Source organism: Euryhalocaulis sp. (assembly GCF_013911995.1).
GTDB lineage: Bacteria > Pseudomonadota > Alphaproteobacteria > Caulobacterales > Maricaulaceae > Euryhalocaulis > Euryhalocaulis caribicus.
On record NZ_JACESD010000006.1, the window covers coordinates 52,715 to 65,191 of the forward strand.

Genomic DNA, 12,477 nt, shown 5'->3' on the forward strand with positions numbered 1-12,477 from the left:
GGGCGGGAACGGGGCGAAAAACCGCCGATCAGGATTTCTCGTCTTCGTTGGCCGCGGCGGGCTTGGACGCCGGCTCCGGCTTGGTGCGCACTTCGGAAATCATGCCGCGCACGACCTTCACGCGCGTATTTTCCGCAATCTCAACGGTGACTTCGGCGTCATCCACCTTGGTGACCTTGCCGATCACCCCGCCGGACGTCACGACGACGTCGCCGCGGCGCAGATTGCCGATCATTTCCTTGTGCTCCTTCATCCGCTTCTGCTGCGGACGAATGAGAAGAAACCAGAAAATGACAAAGATCAGGACCAGCGGCAGGATCTGGATCAGAAAGCTGCCGGACCCTCCAGCGGCGCCGGCCGCGGCGTAAGCGGGCGTAGAGAACATGAAAATCCCCGAGAAACGTGTTGTTGACGCGCGCTGCGCGAATGCGCGGCGCTGCAATGATGGCGGACTATATAGAGGCTTGAACGGTTCGCGAAAGAGGCGCGAACGGTTATGCGGTGGGAAGATATTGCATCGGGTCCACCGGACTGACGCCCTGACGCACCTCAAAATGCACTTGCGGCGTATCAACCGACCCGGTCTGGCCGGCCTCGGCGATAACCTGTCCCCGCGACACGCGGTCGCCCTCTTTCACGTTCAACGCGCGGTTATGGGCGTATGCCGTGATCCATCCGCCATCATGCTCAACCAGAAGAAGTTCGCCATATCCGGCCAGTTCATTGCCGGCATAAACGATCACCCCGTCGCCTGCCGCCCGCACCGGATCGCCGGCTTTCGCGGCGATATTCACGCCGTCATTCTGCAGCCCCTGGGATTTCGGACCGAAGGCGGACAGGATTCGGCCCTGAATCGGCCAGTCGAATTTTGCCTGCCGAATCTGCACGCCGCGCGCTGGCGGGGTGGTGCGCTCCGGCGTTGGCGTGGATGTGGCGGTGGATGCGGTTGAAGACGAGGAACTCGCCGCTGAAGACGAGGTTGTCGTGCTAGCGGGGCGCGACACGGACGCCACCCGCCGCATCGGCTCATCGGCCGGCAGCATCAGGGCCTGGCCCGGCTGCAGGCCGCCGGCCGAATGCAGACGATTCAACAGCAACAGGGATGGCGGATCGATATTATATTTCGCCGCGATTTCGTTCAGCGTCTCTCCCGCCTTCACCACATGCATTTCGGGCTGCGGCACGGAGAGGACCTGTCCGACGCTCAACGTATAAGGCGGCTCCAGCCCGTTCGCGGAAATCATGGAATGCAACGGGACGGAATAACGCTCGGACAGAGAGAACAGCGTATCGCCCTTCTGAACCGTGATCCGGCTGGGCGTATCCTTGGGCCTGGAAACTTCAGACGCAGGTTGAAGCGGCTCCGGACTGGCGGAGGGCGGCGATAGAGGCGCGGCGGAAATCTCGCTGGAGCGGCTGGGAACGGCTTGCGGCAGGTCAGGCTCGTTCTGCACAACCGGTTCCGGCCGGGTCGGCGCGGGCCGCTCCGAATTCGCGCGCCGATGCTCCACCGGCGCGACCGATGGCGTGCTGGCGCACGCGCCCAAGCTCAGACCAAGACCGGCCAGCAGGCTGTATTTCACAGGCGTTCGGGCGAATGCGCGCATCATGACGGACAGAATCGCCCAATTCCCCTTAACCCTTTGCTAAGGGTGATCTAGCCGATGATCCCGGAATCGCGCAGGCGGGCAATATCCTCTGCCGATTTGCCAAGCGCCTCGCGCAAAACCTCGTCAGTCTGCTGGCCCAGCGTTGGCGGCGCTTGCCGCACATCCATCGGCGCCCCGTCCATCCAGATGGGTGATCCCGTTATCTCAACCTGACCGGCTTGCGCGTGTTCGACAGGCCGGCGCATCTGGCGGGCGGCGGCCTGCGGCTCCCCGAATGCTTCGCCCACGCTGTTGATGGGGCCGCACGGCACCCCGGCGCGCTCAAGCGCCTCCAGCCAGTCGGCGGAAGTCCGGGCGCGCGTTACGGGCTCGATCAGGGCGTGCAGCGCCTTGCGATTATCCACCCTGTCCCGGTTGCGTTCAAAGCGCGCGTCTTCGGCCCATTCCGGGTGTCCGGCGATTTCACAAAACTTCTCAAACTGTTGGTTATTTCCCACCGCCAGGATGAAATAGCCATCGGCGCTCGGCATCCGGGCGTAAGGCACGATATTGGGATGCTGCGCCCCGACGCGCGCCGGCGATCGGCCGGAGACCAGATAATTCATCGCCTGATTGGCCATCGCCGCCAGCTGGCAGTCGAACAGCGCCAGGTCGATATAAGCCCCCTCGCCTGTCTGATTGCGGCGCTGCAGCGCCGCACAGATGCTGGTGGAGGCATACAGGCCGGTGAAAAGGTCCGACACCGCGACGCCCACCTTTGTCGGCTGCCCGCCCTCCTCTTCGGATTCGCCGGTGACTGACATCAGGCCTGACATGCCCTGAATCATGAAATCATATCCGGCGCGCGCCGCTTCCGGGCCAGTCTGCCCGAACCCGGTAATCGAACAATAGATCAGCTTCGGATTGAGCGCTTTCAGGGACTCGTAATCCAACCCGTACTTTGCCAGACCGCCGCTCTTGAAATTCTCCAGGACGACATCGCTTTCCGCCGCCAGCGCGCGGATAATGGCCTGCCCCTCATCAGTGGCGATATCCACCGCAATGGAGCGTTTGTTACGGTTGGCGGAAAGGAAATAGGCCGCGTCGCCATCCTCGCCCTTGGCGCCGCTCAGAAAAGGCGGGCCCCAGCTGCGCGTATCGTCACCGGCGCCGGGCCGCTCCACCTTGATCACGTCAGCGCCCAGATCGCCCAAAGTCTGTGCGGCGAAAGGGCCGGCCAGAACGCGGGAGAGATCGAGAACGCGGATATTCTGGAGGGGCAGAGTCATACGGGCCGCCTTAGCAAGGCGGCCCGTAATTGCCTAGATGGAACCGTCGCAACCTAGCTGACGGTCTCTGTCTTTTTGCGTTTTTTTGGCGCCGCCTTGGGCTTTTTAGACGCCTTCCGGCTCTTCAGCGTGTCCGCGTCCAGCAAGTTGAAGCTCAGCTTTTCGTCGTCTTTCGGATCGATATCGACCTCGACCACGCCGCCCTTCTTCAGCTTGCCAAACAGGATCTCGTCGGCCAGCGGCTTCTTGATGGCGTCCTGAATGACGCGCGCCAGCGGGCGGGCGCCAAACTTGTCGTCATAGCCGCGTTTGGCCAGCCAGCGGATCGCCGCGTCCGTCAGCTCGAACGTGATGTTCCTGTCGGCCAGTTGGCCTTCCAGCTGCAGCACGAACTTCTCGACCACGCGCTCGATGATTTCCGGCGTCAGGTTGCCGAAGGCGATGGTCGCGTCCAGACGGTTGCGGAATTCCGGGCTGAACAGGCGCTCGATGGCGGCCTGGTCCTCGCCCTCCCGCTTGTCGCGTCCGAACCCGATGGCGTTCTTGGCCGCATCGGATGCCCCGGCATTGGTCGTCATGATCACCACGACATTGCGGAAATCGATCTTCTTGCCGTTGGTGTCGGTCAGCGTGCCGTGGTCCATGACCTGCAGCAGCACGTTGAACAGATCCGGGTGCGCCTTCTCGATCTCGTCGAGCAGCAGCACCGAATGCGGGTGTTGGTCGACCGTGTCGGTCAGCAGGCCGCCCTGGTCATAGCCGACATAGCCCGGCGGTGCGCCGATCAGGCGGGAAACCGTATGGCGCTCCATATATTCCGACATGTCGAAGCGGATCAGCTCCACCCCCATGATCGAGGCGAGCTGACGCGCGACCTCCGTCTTGCCAACGCCCGTGGGGCCGGAGAACAGATAGTTGCCGATCGGTTTGTCCGGTTCGCGCAGGCCGGCGCGGGCCAGCTTGATCGCCGCTGACAACTGCTCGATGGCCGCGTCCTGTCCGAACACGACGCGCTTGAGATCCTCGTCCAGCGCCTTCAGCGCCTTCTCGTCGGACTGGTTGACCTGTTTGGCCGGAATGCGCGCCATCTTGGCGATGATGTCTTCAACATCCTTCACGCCGATCTGCTTCTTCCGGCGGGAGGCGGGTTTCAGCATCTGACTGGCCCCGACCTCGTCAATCACGTCGATCGCCTTGTCCGGCAGCTTGCGGTCGGACATGTAGCGGGCGGACAGCTTGACCGCCTGCTTGATAGCCTCGCTGGTGTATTTGATGCCGTGGAAGTCTTCGAAATACGGCTTCAGCCCCATCAGGATCTTGATGGCGTCCGCCTCGTCCGGCTCGTTCACGTCGATCTTCTGGAATCGCCGGGCCAGCGCGCGGTCGCGCTCGAAATGCTGACGGAATTCCTTGTAGGTGGTCGAGCCCATGCAGCGCAGCGCGCCCGATTGCAGCGCCGGCTTGAGAAGGTTCGACGCGTCCATCGCGCCGCCGGAGGTCGCCCCGGCGCCGATCACGGTATGGATTTCATCAATGAACAGGATCGCCCCGTCGAATTCCTCCAGCTCCTTGACGACCGCCTTCAGCCGTTCCTCGAAATCGCCGCGATAGCGCGTTCCGGCCAGCAAGGCGCCCATGTCCAGCGCGAAGATGGTCGCCTCGCCCAGAACATCCGGCACTTCGCCTTCCACGATCTTGCGCGCAAGGCCTTCGGCGATGGCGGTCTTGCCGACGCCCGGATCGCCCACCAGAAGCGGGTTGTTCTTGCGGCGGCGGCAGAGAATCTGGATGCAGCGCTCCACTTCCGGCCCTCGGCCGATCAGCGGATCGACATCGCCGTCCTTCGCCTTCTGGTTCAGGTTCACGCAATAGGCGTCCAGCGCCTCGGCGCCGGATTTCACCGGCTCGTCCTCGCCCTCGGCGGCGCCGCGCACCGGGCGCGCCTCGCTTTCGGCCGCGCTCTTGGCGATGCCGTGGGAAATATAGTTCACCGCGTCATAGCGGCTCATTTCCTGTTCCTGGAGGAAATAGACGGCGTGGCTTTCGCGCTCGGCGAACAGGGCGACCAGCACATTGGCTCCGGTCACCTCCTCGCGGCCCGAGGACTGCACATGAATGACCGCCCTCTGGACAACGCGCTGGAAACCCGTCGTCGGCTTGGCGTCTTCCTCGCTGTCAATGGAAAGATTGCTCAGCTCGTTATCGACGTAGCCGGCCAAGTCGTCGCGAAGTTCGCTCATATCCACTTCGCAGGCCCGCATAACGGCTGCGGCGTCCGCGTCGTCAATTAGCGCCAGAAGAAGATGCTCGAGCGTGGCATATTCGTGATCGCGTTCATTCGCATAGGCGATGGCGCGGTGCAGGGTTTCTTCCAGACCTGACGAGAATGAGGGCATTTGGGTCCTAAACTTTCTCCATCGTGCATTGAAGAGGATGCTGCGCGCGACGGGCCGCGTCCACTACCTGGACAACTTTCGTCTCAGCAACCTCGTACGTGAACACGCCGCATACGCCGACGCCGTTCTGATGAACGTGCAGCATGATCGTCGTCGCCTCGTCCGAGGACTTGTTGAAAATCTGCTGCAGGACGGCGATGACAAATTCCATCGGCGTGTAGTCGTCATTGAGCAGCAAGACCCGGTACATGGACGGGCGTTTGGTTTTGACGCGCGTCTCCGTGACGACTCCGGTCTGGCCGTCATCCCCCTGCCCGGGCTTGTTTTTGTTCGGCTCTGTCATCTTGGTCGAATTCGACTCTGCCTGCTCAGACTGAATTAAATATGACGAGTCGCGCACTTGAAAAGGCGTAACGCCTGCGACTTGCATAAAAATGAAAAGGCCCGGCGTCTCCGCCGGGCCTTTTTGAAGCAGTCAGGCTGGCTGCGGTTAGCGCTGGGCCTGGACCTGTTCCATCGTTTTGGCGGCGCGGTCGTTCAGCGGACGCCAGGCGTTCTTGACCAGGCCGGTCAACAGATCGGTCGTCTTGGTCATTTCGGAAACGTAGCGGTCCATGGAGGACTTGGCGTACTCGCTCTGGATCTCGATCACTTCCTGAACGCTCTTGGCGGAGGCCATGCTCTTGGCCGCCTCGACGCTGCCTTCGACAGAGTCCTTGGCGTAGGCCGCGGCGCTCGTGTTCAGATCTTCAACGCCTTTGGTCGTGATCGTCAGCGACTCGATCATGGCGTCCATGTTCTCTTTGCCATAAGCGGAGAAATCGCCAATCGTGGCGGTCGTGCGCTCGATGCCTTCGCGGAAAGCCTGCTGGCCGGCTTCGGCAAACGCCTCGGCGTTGCGCTCGGCGGTTTCCGTGGCTTTTTCAGCGGTTTTCTTGGCGGTCGTGGTTTTGGTCGTAGCCATCTGTAATTCCTTTCGTGGGTCCGGTAATTTGACGGGGCCGGAACGCGGGAAATCCAGGCCCTGCAAGCATCTGTTCGTGTTGGCGTCACGCAGCGCGCCTGTTCGGCGCCGAGGCCGGGCCCGAAGCCCTTTTCCTCACAGGCTGTGATATAGGGACAGTTCGCAGGTGCGTCAAGTTTTATTGTGCACCGCACAATTTATGTTCGCCTGTCAGTTGAATCGCACGAAACGCCATAGCCGCCGCCTGTCATTTCGGTTTACGATAGATAAACGATGGGACGGGTAGGGTGCACGGATACGAATCCGGCAACCCGACACAGGATGGGGGAACACATGCCGCGCATGCAGGCTATTGCAACGGCTCTGGCGACCTTTCTGACGATCATTATCACCGCAACCGCAGCTCATGCGGAAACAGAGCGCTATGCCTCTCTGGTGGTGGATCTGGAAAGCGACACGATCATTCATGCGCGCAACGCCGATGAATTGCGATATCCGGCGTCCCTCACCAAGATGATGACGCTCTACATGGCGTTCGACGCCCTGGAAGCGGGCGAGCTGGGCCTGACCGACAAGGTTGTCATGTCCAAGCACTCCGCCGGTCAGCCGCCCTCGAAGCTCTACATCAAACCCGGCGACAGCCTGACCGTCGAGGAAGCGATCTACGCCCTCGTCACCAAGAGCGCCAATGACGTCGCCGCCGCTCTCGGCGAACGCATCGGCGGTTCCGAATGGCGCTTTGCCCGGATGATGACGGCCAAGGCCAAGGAGCTGGGGATGACCCGTACGCGCTTCCGCAACGCCTCCGGCCTGCCGGACGAGGAACAGGTCACCACGGCCACGGACATGTATCTGCTGTCCCGCGCCCTGATGGAAAACCATCCCGGCTATTTCGGCTATTTCAATACCGAGCGCTTCGAGTTCAAAGGCCGCGGCTACGGCAACCACAATAATCTTCTGGGCCGAGTCACCGGCGTGAACGGCATCAAGACCGGCTATACGCGCGCCTCCGGCTACAATCTGGCCGCCAGCGTTGAGCGCGACGGCCACCGCCTGATCGCCGTCGTCCTGGGCGGCTCCACCAGCCGCATCCGCGACGCCCACATGGAAGACCTGATCGAGCGTTCCTATGAGGCGATCGACGAAGGCGTGGTCAATCCGACCTTCGTGGCGCTGAACGACAGCGGCACCGCGCCCAGCTCCGGCTTTGTCACGGCCGCGCCGCGCGGTCCGCAGGTCGCCGCCGCGCCGGCCGTCGAGAAGGACGAACAGGAACTGGCGCTGGCCTCGCTGGAGCTCAGCAAGCCCGCCGCGCAAGGCTCCTCCGAGCGCCGCGGCGTCAAGATCGTCTTTGCCGACGACGCCGGAGAACCGACAGAGGAAGAGGCCGCCCCGGCCCCGGTCGAGGAAAAGCCTGAGCCTGCGCCCGCGCGCCCCGAACCTGTTGTGGTGGCGATGCCGGAACAGACGGACGGTCCGGTTCAGCTGGCCGCCGAAACGCCCGTGGAAACCCAAACCGACGAAGCCGCGGAAGACGAAAAGCCCGCGGCCGTCCAGATGGCCAAGCTGGTCTTCGACAAGCAGCCTCAAGGCGTCACGGCCGCTCCCGCGCCGGTTGAAGCCTCGCCTGTGGCCGACGCCGAACCCAAGGAAGTTGCGGACATTGCCGTTGCTGCACGCAAGGCCTCGCCGGTGTTCCAGGGCGAATGGGAAATCCAGGTCGGCGCGTTCGGCTCTGAAACCAAGGCCGCCGAGCGACTCAAGGAAATCGAGGGGCTGAGCTTTGCGGCCCTGACCGCCGCCAGCACGCGGGTCGAGACGACGCCGGGCGACAAGCCGATGTATCGCGCGCGCTTTACCGGCCTGTCGCAGATCGCTGCGGCCAGCCTGTGCGCCGATCTGACCAAGCGCGGCGACGGTTGCTTCCCGATTTCTCCGAAGTCGTAGGCGGGCTCTCTCGCTAGAAGCGCAAAGCCTCGCCGGCCAGCGCCGGCAGCTTCAGCACGATCAGCAGATCCCGCAGCTCCTGCCGCGCGGCCACATGGCTCATAGAGGCCGGTGTGTCATCGGGGAATTGTCCCATATCCAGCAGGGTCAGCCCGCGCGGAAACAGCTCGCGATAGATCACGCGCTCGCAGACGCCCGGCGCAATGCGGAACCCGATACGCTGGGACAGTTCCTTCAGCCCCTCGCCCACGCGGCGCTTGTTGCGCGCGTCCAGCATGGACATGCGGTTGCGCACCACCACCCAGTCGATGGGCTTCTTGTCGCGCGCGGCGCGGCGCTTGCGGGCATCCCAGATCATTTCGCCGTAAAGGCTGGGCCGCTCCACCTTCATGGTGGCGGGATTGATCGTGCCCAGCAGGTCGAAATCGACAAAGGAATCATTGATCGGCGTGACCACGGTATCGGCAGAGCCATGCGCCAGGTTCGACAAATGCGTCACCCCGCCCGGCGTATCGATCACAACAATATCCAGCCCCTTCACGGAGTCCCGGAACCCCTGCCAGGCCTCGGCCTCTTCCGCGTCCGCGGTGTCAAGATTTCGGGCGCTGGAGGCCGACAGCGTAAAGCGCTGCGGCATAGGCAGCGGTTCGCCGCAGCGGTCCGCCCAGCGCGCGCGGTTATCCAGATACCGGTCCGTGGAGCGCTGGCGCACGTCCAGATCCAGCACGCCGACCGTCAGGCCCATCTTCATCAGCGCAAAGGCAAGATGCACGGCCAGGGTGGATTTTCCCGCCCCGCCCTTCTCATTGCCCACCACCAGCAGATGCGGCCCGTCCGGCGAACCGGCGCGCTCTGTCCGGGCAGACCCGCCATCGTCGGCCGTATCGCGGCCGCCCCAGCCCCCGTCTTCCATACCTAGAAATCCTCTCCGGTGAAGTCGCTGACCGCGCAGCGCATGTCTGTCGCTTTCAATTCATCACACACCGCGGTCGCGGCGGCGCTGTCGGCGAAGGGGCCGGCCTTCAGGATAAATCCGTCTTCCTGTTCCTCGATCCGCGCCGTCCGTCCGGACAGCGCCTGACCGTGAATCATGGCCAGCGCCAGCCAGCCAGCCTCGGCGGCCTGACGGCTCGGGTAAACGCCCAGCCGCACCGCATGGAATACGCTGCGCCCGCCTTCCAGCGCCGGCGGCGCGGGCGGGTTGAACGGCGCGGGCTCCGGCTCGCTGGCCGCCACATCTGTGGAAGCGTCCACGGATCGTGAACGCGGCGCGGGCACGCCCAGCAGGTCGGACAAGCGCCGCAATTCAAGCTCGTAAGGGCGCAGCCGCGCGGCTTCGGCTTCGTCGATGCCGGACAGCTTGTCGCCGACGTCTCCGGCCAGCCGCGCCAGCTCCGCATCCGATACCGGGCCGCTGGCCATGGCCGTCTGTTCCGGGGCCGATTCACAGCCCGCAAGAACAATGGCCGCCCCCGCTATGATCCAGTGAAAGCGATTCATTCGCACAGCATGCCGGGATTCGGCGGTTTTTGTCCGTAAAAAGCTTCCGAAATCGCTGCGTCCTCTCTAAGTCTGCGGCCATGTCAGAACTTCCCATGGTCCGCACCGTCACAGATTTACGCCGTCAGGTCGCACGCTGGCGCGGCGACGGCCTGACCGTTGGCTTCACGCCGACCATGGGCGCGCTGCATGAAGGCCATTTGTCGCTGGTGAAGCGGGCAAAAGCCGAAGCCGACCGTGTAATCGCCTCGGTGTTCGTCAACCCGACCCAGTTCGGTCCCGGCGAGGATCTGGACGCCTATCCCCGTGACGAGGCGGGCGACGCGGCAAAACTGGCCGGCGCCGGATGCGATCTTCTTTTCGCGCCCGCTGTCGGGGAAATGTATCCGGAGGGCTTTGCCACCTCTGTCCGGGTATCCGGCCTGACAGACTGCCTGTGCGGGGCCAGCCGTCCCGGCCATTTCGACGGCGTGGCGACGGTGGTGTCCAAGCTTCTGGGGCAGGCCCGCCCGGACATCGCCGTGTTCGGCGAGAAGGACTACCAGCAGCTTCAGGTCATCAAACGCGTCAACGCCGATCTGGACCTTGGCGCGCGCATCATCGGCGCCCCCACTGTGCGGGAGGAAGACGGCCTCGCCATGTCCTCCCGCAACGCCTATTTGTCGGAGGCGCAACGCCTTTCCGCCGGAAAGCTGAACGTCGTCCTGAACAATGCCGCAGGCGCGCTTTCACGCGGCGCGCGCGTGGACGAGACGCTGGATGCGGCCAGACAGGCGCTGGCCGCGGCCGGATTCGACTGTATCGATTACCTGGAGGCGCGCAGCAGCGAAGGTCTTGACCTGCAAGGCCCCGGCCCTGTCACGGAGCCTTCCCGCATTTTCGCCGCGGCGTTCCTTGGCAAGACCCGGCTGATCGATAACTGGCCAGTCGGCTAGGGCGTTATTCCGCCCCTTCGCCTTCGGCTTTCTCTTCCGCAATCCAGCCGCGAACCTGTTCTTCCAGCACGCTCAGCGGCAGGCCGCCCTGGCTCAGGATCGTGTCGTGGAACTGGGCGATATCGAAGTCATCGCCCAGTTCGTTCCGCGCTTCCTCGCGAAGATCCAGGATCTTGCGCTGGCCGATCATATAGCTGGTCGCCTGCCCCGGATTGGTGATGTAGCGCTCGACCTCCTTGACGATATCAAGGTCCGCAACCAGCGTGTTTTCCTTGAAATAATCGATGGCCTCTTCACGGCTCCATTCCTTGGCGTGCAGACCCGTATCGGTCACCAGCCGCGCCGCGCGCCAGATTTCCAGGCCCAGCCGCCCGAAATCGGAATACGGGTCTTCATAAAAACCCATCTCCTTGCCCAGGCGCTCCGAATACAGGCCCCAGCCTTCGGAATAGGCGCCGTATCCGCCGAACCGACGGAACATGGGCAGGCCGTCCTGCTCCTGCGCGATGGAGACCTGGAAATGATGGCCCGGCGCGCCTTCGTGATAGGCGATGCCTTCGACCTGCGGCTTCAGCACCTCGGTCATGTCGGCCAGATTCACATAGAAGATGCCGGGGCGGGAGCCGTCCGGCGTGGCCCTGTTATAGAAAGCGACAGAGGCCGTCGCCTCGCGCCATTCCTCCACGGCGCGCACTTCCAGCGGCGCTTTCGGCAGGCGGCCGAACCAGTCCGGCGCGGCTTCCATCATCTGGTCGATATAGGCGCGCGCATCCTCCAGATACTCTTCCCGGCCCGCTTCGGTGTTCGGGTAATTGAAGCTCTCATCGGTCTTCACGTACTGAATGAATTCATTCAGCGTGCCCTCAAAGCCGACTTCCTGCCGGATCGCATCCATCTCGCCGCGCAGGCGGTCGATCTGCTCCAGTCCGATCTGGTGGATCTCGTCCGCTGTCAGCTCGGTCGTGGTGGAGAGCGCCACCCGCGCGTCGTAATAGGCCTTCCCGTCCGGCAGCCGCCAGACGCCGTCATTGCTGTCGGCCATCGGCTGAACCTCTTCCAGCGCCGCAATCATGGCGTCATAGCCGGCCTGGAATTCTCCGGTCAGCGCGGCTTTCGCCTCGTCCAGAAGGCGCTGTTGCGTCTCTTCATCCGCATCCAGCTCGGCGACCTTTTCCTTGATATCGGCCCAGAGCGGCGTGTCCTCGCCCTCTCCAAACGGGGCGCCGGTGATGACGGCGCGGGCGTCGGCAATGGTTGGCTCGAACACAAAGGCCGGCGGCACGACGCCCGCCTCGGCGCGGGTACGGAAATCCGCCGCGATCTCGTTCCCCACGCGCTCCACCTCGCGCAGGCGGGAGACATAGGCTTCGGCGTCCTCAACCGAGCCCACGCGATGGGCATTGATCATGAAGACCGGCAGGCTGCCGGTCGGCCCGCCATTGGCGCGGAAGATGAATCCGTGATCGCGCCACTCCTGGCCAATACGCTGGCGGCGCACATCGTCCTCGAACAATTCGAAGGAGATACGGTCGCTTTCGCTTAAAGATTCCGGATCAAAACGCTCCCGCATCTCGGCCAGCTGCTGCTCGGCCAGCGCGAGGGCGCGGGCGTCGGCTTCAGCCGTATAGTCATCCAGCTGTCCATAGTTTGTCGTGCGGCCCAGATAGGTCTGGCTCTGCGGGCTTAGCGCCAGCTGTTCCTCGAACGCCTGGTCCAGAAAACTGACCAGTTCGCTTTTCTCCTGCGCTTCGGCGGCGGGCGCGGCGTCATCCTGAACGGCGAACGCGGCCGGTGCGGCGCAAAGAAGGAATACGGAAAGGGCGGAGGCGGAAACGGTGCGGAGTGATTTTTTCATGG

Annotated in this window: 11 protein-coding genes; 2 read left to right on the top strand and 9 right to left on the bottom strand. The window is 63.4% G+C overall.

Annotation, left to right across the window (positions count from 1 at the left end; genetic code table 11):
* Positions 1-28 precede the first annotated feature (28 nt).
* The 6 genes from yajC to H2040_RS02795 all read right to left on the bottom strand — a co-directional run bounded on the left by yajC (position 29) and on the right by H2040_RS02795 (position 6,238).
* Positions 29-385, bottom strand: a complete 357-nt coding sequence (gene yajC, locus H2040_RS02770; RefSeq protein ID WP_287154223.1) for a preprotein translocase subunit YajC — start codon at positions 383-385, stop codon at positions 29-31.
* A 109-nt stretch (positions 386-494) separates the two neighbouring features.
* The gene (locus H2040_RS02775) at positions 495-1,610 is read right to left on the bottom strand and encodes a peptidoglycan DD-metalloendopeptidase family protein (RefSeq protein ID WP_287154225.1); all 1,116 of its coding nucleotides are present in this window, start codon (positions 1,608-1,610) and stop codon (positions 495-497) included.
* 47 nt (positions 1,611-1,657) lie between these two features.
* Positions 1,658-2,878, bottom strand: a complete 1,221-nt coding sequence (locus H2040_RS02780) for a CaiB/BaiF CoA transferase family protein (protein WP_287154227.1) — start codon at positions 2,876-2,878, stop codon at positions 1,658-1,660.
* Positions 2,879-2,931: 53 nt separating this feature from the next.
* Positions 2,932-5,274: an ATP-dependent Clp protease ATP-binding subunit ClpA gene (gene clpA / locus H2040_RS02785; RefSeq protein WP_022696618.1), complete on the bottom strand. Its 2,343-nt coding sequence runs from the start codon at positions 5,272-5,274 to the stop codon at positions 2,932-2,934.
* Between the two features lie 7 nt (positions 5,275-5,281).
* Entirely contained in the window at positions 5,282-5,617 is a 336-nt protein-coding gene (gene clpS / locus H2040_RS02790; RefSeq protein WP_027068183.1) for an ATP-dependent Clp protease adapter ClpS, read from the bottom strand.
* 147 nt (positions 5,618-5,764) lie between these two features.
* A complete protein-coding gene (locus tag H2040_RS02795; RefSeq protein WP_022696616.1) occupies positions 5,765-6,238 on the bottom strand; it encodes a phasin family protein in 474 nt (157 codons plus the stop codon).
* Between the two features lie 333 nt (positions 6,239-6,571).
* Here H2040_RS02795 and H2040_RS02800 point away from each other — a divergent pair, with 333 nt between their 5' ends.
* Positions 6,572-8,185: a serine hydrolase gene (locus tag H2040_RS02800; RefSeq protein WP_287154231.1), complete on the top strand. Its 1,614-nt coding sequence runs from the start codon at positions 6,572-6,574 to the stop codon at positions 8,183-8,185.
* A gap of 13 nt (positions 8,186-8,198) precedes the next feature.
* Here the strand turns inward: H2040_RS02800 and H2040_RS02805 are convergent, their stop codons facing one another.
* The gene (locus H2040_RS02805; protein ID WP_022696614.1) at positions 8,199-9,098 is read right to left on the bottom strand and encodes a division plane positioning ATPase MipZ; all 900 of its coding nucleotides are present in this window, start codon (positions 9,096-9,098) and stop codon (positions 8,199-8,201) included.
* Between the two features lie 2 nt (positions 9,099-9,100).
* Positions 9,101-9,685, bottom strand: coding sequence for an SPOR domain-containing protein (locus H2040_RS02810; protein WP_287154235.1), 585 nt, complete (start codon positions 9,683-9,685; stop codon positions 9,101-9,103).
* An 80-nt stretch (positions 9,686-9,765) separates the two neighbouring features.
* Between H2040_RS02810 and panC the strand changes: the two genes are divergently transcribed.
* Positions 9,766-10,620 (top strand): pantoate--beta-alanine ligase, encoded by an 855-nt coding sequence (panC, locus tag H2040_RS02815; RefSeq protein ID WP_287154237.1) that lies wholly within the window; start codon positions 9,766-9,768, stop codon positions 10,618-10,620.
* 4 nt (positions 10,621-10,624) lie between these two features.
* Here the strand turns inward: panC and H2040_RS02820 are convergent, their stop codons facing one another.
* Positions 10,625-12,475, bottom strand: coding sequence for a DUF885 domain-containing protein (locus tag H2040_RS02820; RefSeq protein WP_287154239.1), 1,851 nt, complete (start codon positions 12,473-12,475; stop codon positions 10,625-10,627).
* Positions 12,476-12,477: the final 2 nt, after the last annotated feature.